This window comes from Cytobacillus sp. Bac17 (assembly GCF_024519925.1).
GTDB classification, from domain to species: domain Bacteria; phylum Bacillota; class Bacilli; order Bacillales; family Cytobacillaceae; genus Cytobacillus; species Cytobacillus pseudoceanisediminis.
In genome coordinates, this window is the sequence record NZ_JALJRC010000002.1 from 104,509 (window position 1) to 120,859 (window position 16,351).

The window sequence follows — 16,351 nt, forward strand, 5'->3', positions numbered from 1 at the left end:
ACCAACTTGTTTTACCCTTAAAATATCAGCATTTGCCATGCGTACAAATTACCGAAATTCCATAACATAATTTAGAAATCTTCATATATAAAAATAAGTGTACCGTTCTTTTTATCAATTGTCATTATTTTCACATAACTTTTGCACATTATTAATATTTTTTAGGAAAATACTGCTTGACAAATAAGCGTGTCTTCTTGCATAATCACAATTAAAATTTGATTTCACAAACCAAGCTGCACTATTGGACAGCAGGAAAATAGCGATGAATAAGATTAGTAAATGGAAAACGGCGAAAGAGAGTGAAGCTCAGCGGCTGAAAGGCTTCACAGTCCACTTGACCATTGAACCTGCCTTATGAGCTGTTAGGAAAACCTAAACGCACCCCCGGCGTTATCGGGATCGAGATGCCCTTTTCAAAGACAGCGGATGCAGCAGGCATGCTGCACTCAGAAGGAAAGGCAATGAAGGTGGTACCGCGGAAGCATAGTCTTTTCGTCCTTTACTGGATGGAAAGGCTTTTTTTATTTTAGTCAGCCGGCATTTGGATCAATAAAGGAGGAATAACAGCAAATGAAAAAATTAGTTATTGTTGGAGCAGGATCAATGGCAGAAGCGTTAATATCAGGAATGATTGAAAGCCGGCTCATAACCGGCAGCAATATTTGGGTCACAAACAAATGCAGCAGGGAAAAGCTGCAATCCATGCAAAAAGCCTATGGCGTTCAGGCAACTTATAATCACAGTGAACTGTTCAGGGGGGCTGAAACGGTTATTTTAGCGATGAAGCCAAAAGATGCAGCGGATGCCATTACTCTAATAAAACCTTATTTACAGGAAGATATGCTGATCATTTCTGTTCTGGCAGGCGTTTCAATCGAAAGCATTGAACTATTGGCGGAAAAAAAGCTGCCAGTCGTGAGAGCCATGCCGAATACATCGGCAGCCGTCGGAAAGTCAGCGAGCGCCTTATCGGCTAATGAAAGAGTGACCAAAGAACAGATGGAAGCAGTAAGAGGCATTTTTGATACAGTGGGAAAGTCAGCGTTTGTTGAGGAACGTCAGCTCGATGCCGTGACAGGTCTGTCAGGCAGCGGACCAGCGTATATTTATTATCTTGCAGAAGCCATGGAAAAAAGCGCGGAAGAAATCGGGCTCGAAAAGGAGATGGCGAAAGAATTCATCATCCAAACCCTCATCGGGGCAGCCGAAATGCTGGCCAGGTCGGCCAAGGATCCTCAGCAGCTTAGGAAGGAAGTAACAAGCCCCGGCGGCACCACAGAAGCAGGTGTAAAAGTGCTTGAAGCAAACGGGGTGCAGCGAGCCTTTATTGAATGCATCAAGGAAGCGACAGCCCAATCCAGACGGCTTGGCCAAAGCTTCAGCAGCACAGTGAAAATTTAGCTAGGGGCATCTCCCCTGTAATTACGTCTTCTTATTGCAAACTATGAAAAAAGGATGAAAAACACGCAAATGCTCACTATTCTATTAAGCGCAAGCCTCCTTGTATGGATTGCAGTACTAATTGATGCCGTTCTGGGACTAAAAAGCCTGGACCGCCTTGAAGATAGCAATACGATGACTGATGGCCCTCTTCTTTCTATCATAACAGCGGCAAGGAATGAAGAAGCCAGGCTTGAGGAGAGCTTAAAAACCCAGCTGCAGCAAAGCTATAAACGCATTGAATGGATATTGGTCAATGATCGTTCAACCGACAGCACAGGAAGCATCATGGACCGCCTCCAGAAAAGTGATTCAAGGGTTAAGTGTATCGATATCAAGACTCTTCCCAGTGGATGGCTTGGAAAAAACCATGCCCTTTACATGGGATATTTGGAGTCATCAGGGGAATTAATTTTGTTCACAGATGCTGATGTATTATTTAAAAAGGACGCCCTCAGCAGGGCGGTTCATTATTTTAGTAAGAATGACCTTGACCATTTAACCGCGGCACCGAGCTTGATGGGAAGGAGTTTCTGGCTCAACACGTTCATTGCTTTTTTTCTTTTCGGTTTTTCCTATTATAAACGCCCCTGGCTGGCGAACAATCAACGTTCCAAAACCGGCATTGGCATTGGGGCATTTAACATGGTATCCAGGCAATCCTATGAAGCAATCGGAACACATAAAGCAATAAGAATGCGGCCTGATGATGATTTAATGCTTGGAATGAAAATAAAACAAAATGGCCTCAAACAGAAATTTGCAACGGCGATGGACCTGATTGAAGTTGAATGGTATGAAAGCTTAAAAGAGGCCTTCAAAGGATTGGAGAAAAATACTTTTGCAGGCCTTCATTACCGGGTTAGCATGGTTCTGTTTGCAATTGCCGGCACATTCATTTCTCAGGTGCTTCCCTTTATCACAATTTTTTCAGCCGAAAAAGTTATTTTCAGTTTAAGCCTTGTAAACATCATTTTTTTAGCAGTTGTTTATACAATTATTACAAAAAGAATGTCCAAATTTTCCCCGCTTCTGTTTGTTGTATTTCCAATTACAGCTCTCCTGTTTATTTATTCCATACTTCGTGCCAGCATTCTAACCTTTGTAAGGGGCGGCATTGTCTGGAGAGGTACATTATATAGATTAAGCGAACTCAGGAATAAACGCTGAAGTAAGCAAACACCTTCCTAAGTGCATGTTCTTTTTCATTTGCGGAATCGCCTGATATACTTAATATTTAGGATAGCGAAATAAGGAGGCATTGATTATGGAAACAAAGCTTTTTTCCCCTTTAACAATTAAAGGAATCACCTTTAAGAACAGAATTGTTATGGCACCGATGTGCATGTACTCAAGCCATAATGAAGACGGCATGGTTGAAAACTGGCACCGGACACATTATACGAGCCGGGCTGTTGGCCAGGTGGGATTAATCATCCTGGAGGCAACTGCTGTAACTCCGCAGGGACGTATTTCTCCGCAGGATCTGGGAATATGGAACGATGACCATATCGCAGGCCTGAAAGAATTAACCGGGCTAATGAAAGATCACGGGGCATCAGCTGGGATACAGCTTGCACATGCCGGCAGAAAAGCGACTGTCGAAGGGGAAATTCTCGCCCCATCAGCTATTGCTTTTAATGAAAAAATGAAAACACCTAAAGAAATGACAAAAGAAGAAGTGTCTGAAACTGTGGAGGCATTCAAAAAAGGGGCTGAAAGGGCGAAGAAAGCCGGCTTTGAAGTAATTGAAATTCATGCGGCACACGGCTACTTGATCAATGAGTTTCTTTCACCGCTAAGCAATAAACGAAGTGATGAGTATGGGGGATCAGCCGAAAACCGCTACCGTTTCCTCCGTGAAGTCATTGAAGCAGTTAAAACCGTTTGGGATGGGCCTTTGTTTGTTAGAGTATCAGCACATGATTATCATGATGAGGGGTTAACTGCAGAGGATTATGCAGAAATGGGAAAATGGATGAAGGAGCAGGGAGTGGATCTTATTGACGTAAGTTCCGGAGCGGTAGTGCCGGCTAGAATAAATAGCTACCCGGGCTACCAGGTCAAATTCTCTGAAACCATTAAGGAAGGTGCCAATATTCAGACTGGTGCAGTCGGGCTAATTACATCCGGCCTGCAGGCAGAAGAAATTCTGCAAAACGGACGGGCAGATTTAATCTTCATTGCGAGGGAATTGCTGAGGGACCCTTATTGGCCTCGCACAGCAGCAAAGGAACTTGGAGCAGCAATTGAACCGCCTAAGCAATATGAACGCGGCTGGATTTAAAGAAAAGCAGAAGCACCTTACCCACGAAGGAACGCAGACTAAGAACGCCACATCCTCCCAAAAAGCTGCCGCTTTCGGATGTGCGATCGCTGCCGCAGCTTTCCTTGACCTGCGGCAACGTCTGCATGACCCCCATCGTGGGGCCTCACCTCGAGGGGGCAGGCTGCTTGCGCTAGACAGCTCTCAAGGTATACAAAGTTATAAATTCTGAAATTAAAATAAAGAAAAGGGATGGCGGTTCGCCATCCCTTTTCTATTAAATAATCTGCAGTGAATCAAGGAATACAATGATGATAACCAAAGGCACTACATAACGCAAAAGGAAATACCAGGCGGAAAAGATTCCATTCAGCGATTTTGAACCTTGAATCAATTCATTTCTCAGCAGATCCTTCTTCATTTTGTATGAAACAAAAATAGAAATGAAGAGCGCCCCTACCGGCATTAATACATTGCTGACAAGAAAATCAGCACTGTCAAATATCGTTTTGCCGAAAATTGAAATACCAGATAGGCTGCTGAAGGAAAGTGCAGATGGGACTCCTACGATAAAGATTGCCAATCCTGTCAGCCAGGCTGCACGGGTTCTGCCTCTTCCCTTCTTATTCGTCAGAGCAGCCACCACTATCTCAAGCATTGAAAAAGCGGAAGTTAAGGTTGCAAATAGAAACAGTGCAAGGAATAAGAGCAAGAACACTCGTCCGAACAGAATCTGATCAAAAACAGATGGCAGAACAATGAACAATAAACCAGGACCTGCAGCCGGCTCAAATCCCAGTGAGAAAACGGCCGGGAAAATAGCCAATCCAGCTAGAATAGAAATAAATAAATTCATTCCGACAACGGAAAAGGCCGGCTGCATCAGATTTTCATTTTTAGATAGATAAGAGCTGTATGTTACCATAACCGATACCCCGACACTTAGAGAGAAAAACGATTGACCCATCGCATAAAGGACGGTTTCAGACGTCAGATTTGAAAAATCAGGCTTTAAGAAGAATGCGACGCCTTCCATGGCATTTTCCAGTGTTAGGGATCGTGCAATCAAGATAATAAATAAAAGGAACAAAGCCGGCATCATAATTTTGCTGACCTGCTCGATACCCTTCTGGATACCTTTAGCAACCACTAAAACAGTTATTAATAAAAAGAGCCCTTGTGCCGCTACAACAGACACAGAGTCTGACACGGATGTGCCAAATAACTCTTCATAATTGCCGGCTCCATTCATAGAACCGGTAACCCCGTATACAATGTACTTCAGAATCCACCCGCCTATTACACTATAAAACGATAAAAGCAGAAAACAGGTAAATACGCCAAGGTAGCCAATCCAGTGCCATTTAGTTCCCGGAGCAATATCCTTGTATGCCGAGATTGCCTCTTTCCCCGTGCTGCGGCCGATCACAAACTCAGCCAGCAAAAGCGGAAAACCAATTAATAGTGAAAATAGCAGAAATAATAATATAAATGCTCCACCACCGCTTGTCCCGGTAACATAAGGAAGCTTCCAGATAGCTCCAAGTCCGATTGCCGAACCGGCCGAGGCTAAAATAAATCCTATCTTCGATGACCATTGCTCATTTTGCTGCATGCCTGTACCTCCATAATTTACAATATAGATACTGCCTGGTTCCAGGCGGCGATAAGCTGGCGCCTGGAGCTTTTCTTAATAGAAACCGGCCGGGTTTCCATTTTTTAGAACTTTCCCAAAAAAACAAAAAAGCCACATACTTCAAAAGGGACGCGAATCAGATTCACGCGGTACCACCCTTTTTGAAAGCATGTGACTTTCCACTCGAAATATAACGGATTAACCGTCTTTCCTGCTATTGAGCAGAAAAGATAAGCTCCAAGATGAAATTCATCTTATCTTTGTGCCAGTTTTCACCATCCACTGGCTCTCTATAAACAGGGAGATAAGACTTAATAGAGTCTCTTCATAGCTTTTTAATATAATGTTTTAAAGTATAAGTGTGATTATATTATGCCTGCAGGAAACCGTCAATGCCAAATTTGAAAATTCAATTTTTCCAGACATTACTTTTCGTTCCAAATCCGCCTCCATGCCGCACCCTCACTATCTGCCTTAATCTCGAAAACATCCGGGTTGCTCATCTTCATAAGATGCTCAAAGCCTGCATTTTCATCAAAATAGCGCAGCAGCAAAGTGGATAAATTGCCATGACTGACCAGAACGATATGATTTTCACTGGAAGCGATTAATTCATCCAGCAGGGAAGCAGCTCGTTCCATGCCTGACGAATGGGATTCTCCCCCTTCGAAAACCAGTTCAAAATCGGAAAAGCTTTGCTTAAGCTTCTCCTGCCAATCATCAAAAAGAATGGAGGATAGCACCCTTTCCCCCAAACGGCTTTCCTCCACAATCTCAAGGTTTCTCGACTGTGCAAGCGGCCGGATAGTTTCCATCGCCCGCACAAAAGGGCTTGAATAGATGCGATTAATTTCCTTGTCTTTAAAGAAATCAATTAATTTTAATGCCTGTTCCCTTCCGCTTTCTGTCAATCTGGCAGAGAAAGGCTGGCCCTCAGCCTTTGCATGGCGCACGACATAGAAAGTTTTCAATTAATTCACCTCTCCTTTATCAAGCGGTATATGAATTTCTTTAAAGTCCTCAGCAATTACCGTATTGGGGAAAATTGTCTGCGATTCCTTCACAAGCTGTTCCCAATCCTGGCGTTCATATCGTGAACTGATATGATTCAGACAAAGCTTCCTTGCATTCGCCTCAAGCGCGACTTTGGCAGCCTGCCGGGTTGTCGAATGGAAATAATCGTATGCAAGCTTTTCTTCTCCCTGTGAGAAGGTTGCCTCATGAATTAATAGGTCTGCATGAGCCGCTAATTCTATTGCCGCATCGCAAATCCTGGTATCTCCCAGCACCGTGATGATTCTGCCCTTTTGAGCCGGGCCCAGAAAGTTTTTTGCTTCCAGAATACTCCCATTCTCAAGCTCTATGTTTTCGCCATTTTTTATTTTCTTATATATCGGACCCGGCTTAATTCCCGCTTCTGCAAGTTTATCCGCGAGCAATGTTCCCGGACGGTCCTTTTCAGTAACCCGGTAGCCATATGAAGGAATCCCGTGCTCGAGCAAGCGCGCTTCCACCTTAAAGTCTTTTTCATCCAATATAGTGCCATCACTGATTTCAGCAACTTTCAAAGGGTATTTAAGGTATGTACCGCTGACAGAGAGCGAGACTTCAATATATTCTTTCAGCCCTTTTGGCCCGTAGAGAGTCACCTCCGTATCACCGCCCTGAAAAGAGCGGCTGGAGAGCAATCCGGGCAGACCATAGATATGATCTCCATGCAGATGTGTAATAAAGATTTTTTCAATTCTCCTCGGTTTAATGCTTGTATGCAGTATTTGATGCTGGGTAGCCTCCCCACAGTCAAAAAGCCAAATGCTCCCTCTTTCATCCAGGAGCTTTAAAGCCATCGAAGATACATTCCTCAGTTTAGCTGGAATACCTGCACCCGTTCCCAAGAAAAAAACATCCATTGAAAAAACAACCTCCTTTCCAGCAGTCAGGATAAAAAAATCTGTCAGAGCTTGCCAGTTCGAATATAAACAATATACCACAGCAACTGCGGAATATTTAAATCAATTGTTTTTTGTTTTATTTAACAGGATAGTTCCTGGCCTTTAGAAAGAAACTATGTTAAAAAGGCAAACTTAATATTTGCGAAAATAGCTTTAAACAGATACAATTTTATACTTGTACAGACGTTTTTTGCGAATGCAATATAACAGCTTTTATTCAAGCTGCGGGCGGGCAAATGCCAGTCCAGCCTTACATACAGAAATATTTTCGAAAAGAGGTTCTAGAATCGTGAAATCAAACGAAAAACCGACCGCATTAATAATGATATTTGGGGCAACGGGGGATTTGGCAAAAAGAAAATTGTTTCCCTCACTTTACCGCTTGTACAAAAAAGGCAGGCTGTCTGAACGTTTCGCGGTAGTCGGGATCGCCAGAAGGCCGCTCTCGAATGAAGAGTTTCAGGCAAGTGTCAAAGCCTCTGTTGAGTCAGCTATTAAAGATAACGGAGAACTTGAAGATTTTATTTCTCATTTTTACTATCATTCGCACGATGTGACGGATTCAGGCTCCTATTTGGCATTAAAAAGTGTGGCTGAAAAATTGGATGCTCATTATTCCCTTGAAGGCAACCGCATTTTTTACCTTGCCATGGCCCCTGAATTTTTCGGTACCATTGCAGAGCATTTAAAAGCAGATGGACTGACGGATGTGGATGGCTTTAAGCGCCTTGTCATTGAAAAGCCTTTTGGTCATGATTTGGAATCAGCGAAACAGCTTAATAAGCAAATTCGAAAAGCTTTTTCAGAAAATGAAATTTACCGGATTGACCACTACTTAGGGAAAGATATGGTACAAAATATTGAAGTTATCCGTTTTGCCAATGCCATTTTCGAACCTTTATGGAACAATCGCTACATCTCAAATATCCAGGTTACATCAAGCGAAGTACTGGGTGTAGAAGAACGCGGCCGTTACTATGAAAAAAGCGGCGCCCTTCGTGATATGGTTCAAAACCATATGCTGCAAATGGTTGCCCTCCTGGCAATGGAGCCGCCAATCCGCCTGACAACAGATGAAATCAGATCCGAAAAAGTGAAGGTATTAAGAGCCATGCGTCCGCTTGAAGGGGACCAGGTGAAAGAATACTTTGTCCGCGGCCAGTACGGAAAAGGCCAATTAAACGGACAGGAAGTCCCTGCATACAATGAAGAGCCGATGGTGGATGAACAATCAAACACCGAAACTTTTGTAGCTGGCAAGCTGATGATTGACAATTTCCGCTGGGCAGGTGTACCAATCTACATTCGTACTGGAAAAAGAATGGCTGCAAAATCAACGAAAATTGTTATCCAGTTCAAGGATATTCCGATGAACTTATACTATCAGACTGAGCAAACGTTAAATCCGAACCTGCTGGTCATCCATATTCAGCCTGAAGAAGGCATTACTCTATATTTGAATGCCCAAAAATCAGGACAAAACATGGAAGCCACACCGGTAAAATTAAATTTTGCCAACAAAGGCATCGATGACATGAATACGCCTGAAGCTTATGAAAGGCTTTTATATGATTGCATGCGCGGAGATGCAACCAACTTTACCCATTGGGATGAAGTGGCCCTTTCCTGGAGCTTTGTCGACAAAATTTCCGACGTATGGGAAAACACAAAAGAAGCAGGCTTCCCTAACTATGAATCCGGTTCAATGGGTCCAAAAGAAGCAGACCAGATGCTTGAAAAAGACGGTTTCTTCTGGTGGCCTGTAACAGACCTTGATGTTGAACAGTGTTAAATAATTTTCGAACCCCCCTGCCACGGCAGGGGGGTTCGTTTAGGGGATACCATGATCCGGCTTCCTGCAATTACAAAAAAAACAGCGCCTTTTGAACGCTGTTTTTTTAAATTACTCCATCCAATTTGTATGGAAGATGCCTTCTTTATCTGTACGCTGATAGGTGTGTGCGCCAAAGTAATCACGCTGTGCCTGAAGAAGGTTTGCAGGCAAAGTTTCAGTGCGGTAGCTGTCATAATAGGACAGTGCCGCAGAGAAGCATGGTACAGGGATGCCGTTCTTCACAGCCGTACTGATAATTTCACGGGTAGCATCCTGGTAGCTTTCCACGATTTCCTTGAAATACGGATCAAGAAGCAGGTTCTTTAAACCAGGCTCACGGTCATATGCTTCCTTAATTTTTTGCAGGAATTGGGCACGGATAATGCATCCTCCGCGGAAAATCATCGCAATATCGCCGTATTTAAGATCCCATCCATATTCTTCGGATGCTGCTCTCATTTGAGCAAAGCCTTGTGCGTATGAGCAGATTTTGCTCATGTAAAGGGCTTTGCGGACACTTTCGATAAAGGCTTTTTTATCACCGGTGAATTCCGATGCAGCTGGCCCGCGAAGAACTTTGCTTGCGTTGACACGCTCTTCTTTCATGGCAGAGATGAATCGGGCAAAAACGGATTCAGTAATGATTGGAAGCGGTACGCCAAGATCCAGCGCACTTTGGCTTGTCCATTTGCCGGTTCCCTTTTGGCCGGCTGTGTCTAGGATGACATCTACCAGCGGCTTGCCGGTTTCATCATCTTTTTTCGTGAAGATATCAGCGGTGATTTCAATAAGATAGCTGTCAAGCTCACCTTTATTCCAATCGGCAAATACTTCATGAAGCTCTTCAGCAGTCAAACCAAGCACATTTTTCAACAGAAAATAAGATTCGGAAATCAGCTGCATATCGCCGTATTCAATGCCGTTGTGGACCATTTTCACATAATGGCCTGCCCCATCCGGACCGATGTATGTTGTGCATGCTTCGCCATTAACCTTTGCCGCGATATCTTGAAAAATAGGGGCAACCAGCTCGTAGGCTTCTTTTTGGCCGCCAGGCATAATGGAAGGCCCTTTTAATGCGCCTTCTTCACCGCCGGATACACCAGTACCGATGAAGTGTATGCCCAGCTCGCTTAATTCCTTATTGCGGCGCTGCGTGTCCACAAAGAAGGTATTTCCGCCATCAATCAAAATATCCCCTTTATCCAATAAAGGCTTTAGCTGCTCAATGGTCGCATCTGTCGGGCCGCCTGCTTTAACCATAAGCATGATTTTGCGCGGTTTTTCCAGGGAATCAACAAACTCCTCAATTGTATATGTACCTTTAAAATTTCTTCCTTCGACTTCCTTAAGCATCTCATCCGTTTTTTCGCGTGACCGGTTAAAAACGGATACAGAGTAGCCTCTGCTTTCAATATTCATGGCAAGATTTTTGCCCATTACGGCTAAGCCGATAACACCAAACTGTGATTTCGTCATCTTTTATTACTTCCCTTCCAGCCTTTAAGCGTGTAATTGCTTGTTCAAAAAGAAGATCTTTATTAAGATTATTTGAACATCATCCAATAAAAGAATCCACTTTACTTTAGCAAGATTCCTATTCTTATTCAACTTTCCTGTCTTAGTTTAGCTTATAGCCGCCTGAAAAACTCATGAAATATCATCTTTTTTACTGCCCTTCCCTGGCCTACTCTGCAAAAAGTCTTTATTAAAGCTGGTATCAGTGCCGATTTTGGGGCGGGGCAATTTCATTTCCGAAAGTGCACCTGCATTGTCAATTATTTTAGCCCCATATTTCTTTCGCAAAAGGTCCATTGTCTGAAATAACGGCTCTTTTTTAGCATCTTTTTCAAAACTGAATAAATCCAGCTGTTTAACTGCCTGATCGGGTTCGACAAGGTCTGTTCCTGTAATGCCCAGCAGCCGTACAGCGTTTCCATTCCAATGTTTTATAAAAAGCTCCTTTGCCATTCGATAAATTTCTTCATCCTGCTGAATAGGATTCTTCAGTTTGCGGCTTCTGGTAATGGTCTTTCTATCCTTATACCTAATGGTAATCCCCAGAGAAACCGCCATTACCTTTTTTCTTTTCAGTCTGGAAGAAACCTGTGAAGACAATTTTTCAAATACTTGAAGCAGCTCTCTTTGATTCGAAACATCCCTTGGCAGTGTGGTGGAATTTCCTACACTTTTAAATTCGGATGCCGATTCCGGATCAACTTTCCTAAGATCTTGGCCATTGGCTTTTTGTTTCAGTCTCGGGCCATTGATCCCCAGGGCTGCTTTTAATACAATTTCATCCGCTTTTGCCAATTCACCGATTGTGGCGATGTTCAGATTTCTCAGCTTTTCCCCGGTCTTCTTGCCGACTCCGTGCATTTCTTCCACTTGCATCGGCCATAAAATATGGGGTACATCTCTTTTTCTAAGAACTGTAATCCCCATTGGTTTTTTCATGTCAGAAGCCATCTTGGCTAGAAATTTGTTGGGAGCAACACCGATGCTGCAGGGCAAATCGAGCTGCTGGAAAATCTGCTTCTGTATCGTCTCAGCAATTTCTATTGGGCTCCCAAACTCATAGCTGTCTGTAATGTCCACATATCCTTCATCAATGGATACAGGTTCAACAAGAGTGGAATATTCGTGCAATATATCAAACATTCCCATAGAAGCTGCACGATATCTCTCAAAATTTGGCTTCATAATAATCAGCTGGGGACAGAGCTTTTTAGCCTCCCACAGAGGCATGGTGGTTTTTACCCCGAAGCTCCTTGCCTCATAGCTGCAAGTCACGATTATTCCGCGCCTCTCCTCCGGATTGCCTGCGATCGCTAAAGGCTTGCCCTTTAATGTGGGATCATAAGCCATCTCAACCGAAGCATAAAAACTATTCATATCAACATGGAGGATAACTCTCCCGTTTTTCGGATACATTTGCTTCATGCCGGCACTTCCCTGTAAAATCATTCACTTCTATTTTAGCAGATATTCTTCTTTTCTTTTATTATGAGGATTATAAAAGCAAAAACAGAGAATCTTGCTCCTCTGTTTTTGAATTCGCCCGCTATGCTGTTGTTTTCTGTGTTTTCATATACTCTTTTATTTCCCTTATTCCTTCCAGAGATTCCACCAGCTTTGCAGGGTCGATTATAGTAATCAGCCTATGATCGATATTGGCTACCCCTGTAAAATAATTGGTTTTTTGATAGGCAATCAAACCTGGCTGTTTCAGGCAGTCTGCTGGAATATCTAAAATTTCCTTGGCTTCAGTCACCAGCACTGCAAATGATAGCTCTTCTGTCTGCAGCACGATCATCCTTGCCGAACCGCTATCGGACAGTGCCCGGCTGTAAAGAATTTCTTCAAAATCAACAACAGGAATTAGCTCTCCTCTGACTTTGACAATTCCTCTTACATAACTGGGCAAATGAGGGATCGGTGTTATGCCTTCCATTTTCTCAATGGATATAACAAAGGGAATGGGTGTGGCATATTCCTCATTTCCTGCCCGGAAAACGACAGCTTTATTATTTTCAGTCATTCCATTTCCTCCCCGGAAACTCTTATGTATAGAACTAATATACCATAGGCATTATTTTCTAACTAGAGAGGATCTAATAGAATTAAGTGATATAAAAAAGAGAACCGCTTCGGGTTCCCTTTCTTTAAGCTTAGACTTTAGACTTCTTCGATAATGGCAATGACCATTTCAGCCAGTTTATTTAATTCTTCAATAGGCATGCGCTCATTGGTTGTATGAATTTCTTCGTAGCCAACAGCAAGGTTGACTGTTGGTATGCCTAAACCGGCAATAACGTTCGCATCACTTCCGCCGCCACTGTGAAGAAGCTCGGAGCTTCGGCCAATCTTTTCAGCCGCTTTTCGGGCCACTTCAACGACATGGTCGCCTTCGCCAAATTTAAAGCCAGGGTACATAACCTGAACATCCACTTCAGCTTTGCCCCCCATTTCTTCAGCAGCACTTTCAAAAGCTTCTTTCATTTTAGCAACCTGCTGTTCCATCTTTTCAGGAATTAATGAACGTGCTTCTGCTAAAATATCAACATGGTCACACACGATATTCGTCTGCTGTCCGCCTTCAAAACGGCCAATGTTAGCCGTTGTTTCTTCATCAATGCGGCCCAGAGGCATTCTTGAGATCGCTTTCGCTGCCATAGTGATAGCCGAAATGCCTTTCTCAGGGGCTACACCGGCATGTGCTGTTTTCCCTAGAATAGCAGCCTTAACTTTCGCTTGTGTCGGGGCGGCAACGATAATATTTCCGACTTTGCCGTCACTGTCCAGTGCGTAGCCAAACTTCGCTTTAACAAGTGAAGGGTCGAGTACCTTCGCTCCGACCAGTCCGGATTCTTCCCCAACTGTGATAATGAACTGGATAGTTCCATGAGCAATATTCTGCTCTTTCAGGACTTTAACAACTTCAAGCATAACGGCAAGTCCTGCTTTGTCGTCGGCACCCAGGATCGTTGTTCCATCGGTTACAACATAGCCGTCCTTGATGGAAGGTTTAATACCTTTTCCAGGAACAACCGTATCCATGTGGGAAGTGAAATAGATTATATCTGTTCCTTCTTTGGTTCCCTGAAGAGTGCAGATGAGGTTGCCTGCACCGTGTCCGGTCTGTGCAGTTGTATCGTCTTCATATACCTCAACCCCAAGATCCCTGAATTTTTTCTTCAGCACTTTTGCAATTTGAGCTTCATACTTTGTTTCAGAATCAATTTGCACCAGTTCCAGAAATTCGTTTAATAACCGTTCCTCATTAATCATTTATGTACAAACCTCCAAATTTAAGCTTACTAAGCAAGTATAACTCCAATATTTTGGCACAGCAAATCAGGAATCCATTATAGCGGGATATTTCCATGCTTTTTATGAGGCCTGCTTTCTTTTTTATTTCGCAGCATTTCAAGCGCCTGAATGATCTTGATTCTGGTTTCTCGCGGATCGATGACATCATCCACCATGCCTCGGCTTGCTGCCACATATGGATTGGCGAACTTTTCTCTGTACTCCTCGATTTTTTGTGCCCTGGTAGCCTCAGGATCTTCACTATTCTGGATTTCCCTTGCAAAAATAATGTTGGCTGCACCTTGAGGACCCATTACAGCTACTTCCGCATTCGGCCATGCAAATACAAGATCTGCGCCAATAGATTTACTGTTCAGGGCAACGTAGGCTCCTCCGAATGCTTTTCTTAAAATTACAGTAAGCTTTGGCACTGTTGCTTCTGAGTAAGCATAAAGAATCTTTGCGCCATGCCGTATGATCCCGCCATGCTCCTGTTTAACACCTGGGAAAAAGCCTGTAACGTCCTCAAATGTAATAAGGGGAATATTAAAGGAATCACAGAACCGGATAAACCTTGAAGCCTTATCGGAAGAATCAATATCAAGGCCTCCTGCCATTACCTTCGGCTGATTGCAGACAAGTCCCACCGTCTCACCCTTGATTCGGGCAAGCCCGACTACAATATTTTTAGCAAAGTCACGCTGTACCTCCATAAAAGTATCTTTATCCACTACCTGTTCAATGACTTTTCGGACGTCATATGGACGAAGGGCATCAAAAGGAATGGCGTCTGTGAGATCCGGACGGTAATCATCGTCCTCATCCCGTTCTGACATTGGCGGTTTTTCCTCATTATTCTGCGGAAGGTAGCTTAACAGACTTCGTACCTGCTCAATAACTTCCTCTTCGGACTCGCCTCTAAAGTGTGCGTTTCCGCTGATTGTGTTATGCACACGGGCACCGCCCAAATCCTCCGGTGAAATTTTTTCCCCAGTAACCGTTTCGATTACTTTTGGGCCAGTTATGAACATCTGGCTCGTCTTTTCCACCATGAAGACAAAATCCGTGATCGCTGGAGAATAAACCGCTCCGCCTGCACATGGCCCCATAATGACAGAGATCTGCGGAATCACTCCTGAATAAATGGAATTCCGGTAGAAAATATGGCCGTACCCATCAAGGGAAACAACACCTTCCTGAATTCTGGCACCGCCGGAATCATTCAAGCCTACAAATGGAGCCCCATTTTCAGCTGCCAAATCCATTACATTAGCAATTTTTTTTGCATGCATTTCCCCCAGGGCGCCGCCAAAAACAGTAAAGTCCTGGGAAAATAAGAAGATAGGACGTCCGTTGACTTTACCATAGCCAGTTACAACACCATCGCCAGGGCCTTTTTGGTTTTCCAATCCAAAATCCGTGCTGCGGTGCTCAATAAATGGATTCAGCTCAACGAATGTGCCCGGGTCAACTAATAAATCGATTCGTTCACGGGCAGTCAGCTTCCCTTTTTCATGCTGTTTTTGTATACGCTCATCCCCTCCGCCAAGTTCGACTTCCCTGCGGCGGTCGTATAACTCATTTATTTTCTCATAGATGTCTGCCATGCTTTATTTCAATCCTTTCTTTTCACAAAATTCATATAATATGCCACCTGTTGATTTCGGGTGCATAAAGGCTACCTGGGCACCGCCAGCACCAATCTTCGGTTCATCCTGCAGCATCCTGATGCCCTGTTCCTTCATTTGATTAATGCGTTCCTGTATACTGTCAACACCTAATGCTACATGATGAAGACCTTCGCCTCGCTTCTCTATAAACTTGGCAATTGGACTTTCTTCACTTGTCGGCTCAAGCAGCTCAAGTTTCGTTTCCCCTGCTTTAATAAAAGCAACCTTTACTCCTTGGCTGTCCACTTCCTCAATTCCGAGAAATTCAAGCTGAAGCACTTCAATATAAAATGGAAGCGCTTCATCAAGAGACCTGACAGCGATACCTATATGGTCCACCTTCTTGATCATATGTTTTCCTCCTCATGGATGTCGGAATTTATCAATTTCCCGCAGAATGCGGGCATATTTTGGGTCTATTATTTAAATATTCGTTAAAAATGTCGAAAATCCTTTTAAAAATTGAGCGGTTGTTCAATTTGAAGATTCTTAGTAAAATAATAGTAAGAATTGGGACGAGGAGGAATAGAATGTCAAATAAGAAAATGACAAAAGTGATTGTTTATTTAATGATATTTGCAATGCTCGCATCTACCCTCATTATGGGGATGTCGATGTTTTTATAACAGAAATTATGTAGACTTTTTCAGCTGCTGCGGAGGGCAATTCCGGGCAGCTTTTTTTCTGGCATGAATTTTTCTTATGTTCTATTTTTTATTCAGCATATTCTCAATTTAC

The 16,351-nt window shown here is 43.3% G+C and carries 14 protein-coding genes and 1 other annotated feature; of the genes, 5 read left to right on the plus strand and 9 right to left on the minus strand.

Annotated elements, in window-relative coordinates:
* Nucleotides 1-573 precede the first annotated feature (573 nt).
* The 3 genes from proC (at nucleotide 574) to namA (ending at nucleotide 3,730) form a co-directional block, all read left to right on the plus strand.
* Nucleotides 574-1,404 (plus strand): pyrroline-5-carboxylate reductase, encoded by an 831-nt coding sequence (gene proC, locus NR125_RS04890; RefSeq protein WP_009332854.1) that lies wholly within the window; start codon nucleotides 574-576, stop codon nucleotides 1,402-1,404.
* A 69-nt stretch (nucleotides 1,405-1,473) separates the two neighbouring features.
* Nucleotides 1,474-2,613, plus strand: a complete 1,140-nt coding sequence (locus NR125_RS04895; RefSeq protein WP_009332855.1) for a glycosyltransferase family 2 protein — start codon at nucleotides 1,474-1,476, stop codon at nucleotides 2,611-2,613.
* Between the two features lie 97 nt (nucleotides 2,614-2,710).
* Nucleotides 2,711-3,730, plus strand: coding sequence for an NADPH dehydrogenase NamA (gene namA / locus NR125_RS04900; protein WP_256814781.1), 1,020 nt, complete (start codon nucleotides 2,711-2,713; stop codon nucleotides 3,728-3,730).
* A gap of 256 nt (nucleotides 3,731-3,986) precedes the next feature.
* Here the strand turns inward: namA and NR125_RS04905 are convergent, their stop codons facing one another.
* From NR125_RS04905 to rnz, 3 genes are all read right to left on the minus strand, one after another.
* Entirely contained in the window at nucleotides 3,987-5,324 is a 1,338-nt protein-coding gene (locus tag NR125_RS04905) for a sodium-dependent transporter (protein WP_256814782.1), read from the minus strand.
* Between the two features lie 143 nt (nucleotides 5,325-5,467).
* Nucleotides 5,468-5,683: a binding site (T-box leader), on the minus strand.
* An 87-nt stretch (nucleotides 5,684-5,770) separates the two neighbouring features.
* Nucleotides 5,771-6,316 (minus strand): histidine phosphatase family protein, encoded by a 546-nt coding sequence (locus tag NR125_RS04910; protein WP_009332858.1) that lies wholly within the window; start codon nucleotides 6,314-6,316, stop codon nucleotides 5,771-5,773.
* Nucleotides 6,317-7,255, minus strand: a complete 939-nt coding sequence (gene rnz / locus NR125_RS04915) for a ribonuclease Z (protein WP_256814783.1) — start codon at nucleotides 7,253-7,255, stop codon at nucleotides 6,317-6,319. It abuts the gene before it with no gap.
* A gap of 331 nt (nucleotides 7,256-7,586) precedes the next feature.
* On the opposite strand from rnz, the gene zwf reads away from it, so the two are divergent.
* Nucleotides 7,587-9,089, plus strand: coding sequence for a glucose-6-phosphate dehydrogenase (zwf, locus tag NR125_RS04920; RefSeq protein ID WP_019380210.1), 1,503 nt, complete (start codon nucleotides 7,587-7,589; stop codon nucleotides 9,087-9,089).
* Between the two features lie 111 nt (nucleotides 9,090-9,200).
* Here the strand turns inward: zwf and gndA are convergent, their stop codons facing one another.
* The 6 genes from gndA to mce form a co-directional block, all read right to left on the minus strand.
* Complete coding sequence (gene gndA, locus NR125_RS04925) at nucleotides 9,201-10,610, minus strand: NADP-dependent phosphogluconate dehydrogenase (RefSeq protein ID WP_009332861.1); 1,410 nt, start codon at nucleotides 10,608-10,610, stop codon at nucleotides 9,201-9,203.
* Nucleotides 10,611-10,781: 171 nt separating this feature from the next.
* Complete coding sequence (locus tag NR125_RS04930) at nucleotides 10,782-12,074, minus strand: DNA polymerase IV (RefSeq protein ID WP_034296531.1); 1,293 nt, start codon at nucleotides 12,072-12,074, stop codon at nucleotides 10,782-10,784.
* Nucleotides 12,075-12,195: 121 nt separating this feature from the next.
* Nucleotides 12,196-12,672 carry a chemotaxis protein CheW gene (locus NR125_RS04935; protein WP_217033203.1) on the minus strand — a complete coding sequence of 159 codons (477 nt, stop codon included), beginning with the start codon at nucleotides 12,670-12,672 and terminating at the stop codon, nucleotides 12,196-12,198.
* 137 nt (nucleotides 12,673-12,809) lie between these two features.
* Nucleotides 12,810-13,922 (minus strand): tripeptidase T, encoded by a 1,113-nt coding sequence (locus NR125_RS04940; protein ID WP_009332864.1) that lies wholly within the window; start codon nucleotides 13,920-13,922, stop codon nucleotides 12,810-12,812.
* A gap of 77 nt (nucleotides 13,923-13,999) precedes the next feature.
* Complete coding sequence (locus NR125_RS04945; protein WP_009332865.1) at nucleotides 14,000-15,550, minus strand: acyl-CoA carboxylase subunit beta; 1,551 nt, start codon at nucleotides 15,548-15,550, stop codon at nucleotides 14,000-14,002.
* Between the two features lie 3 nt (nucleotides 15,551-15,553).
* Nucleotides 15,554-15,964, minus strand: coding sequence for a methylmalonyl-CoA epimerase (mce, locus tag NR125_RS04950; RefSeq protein ID WP_217033201.1), 411 nt, complete (start codon nucleotides 15,962-15,964; stop codon nucleotides 15,554-15,556).
* A 179-nt stretch (nucleotides 15,965-16,143) separates the two neighbouring features.
* Between mce and prli42 the strand changes: the two genes are divergently transcribed.
* Nucleotides 16,144-16,239, plus strand: coding sequence for a stressosome-associated protein Prli42 (gene prli42, locus NR125_RS04955; RefSeq protein ID WP_019380208.1), 96 nt, complete (start codon nucleotides 16,144-16,146; stop codon nucleotides 16,237-16,239).
* Nucleotides 16,240-16,351: the final 112 nt, after the last annotated feature.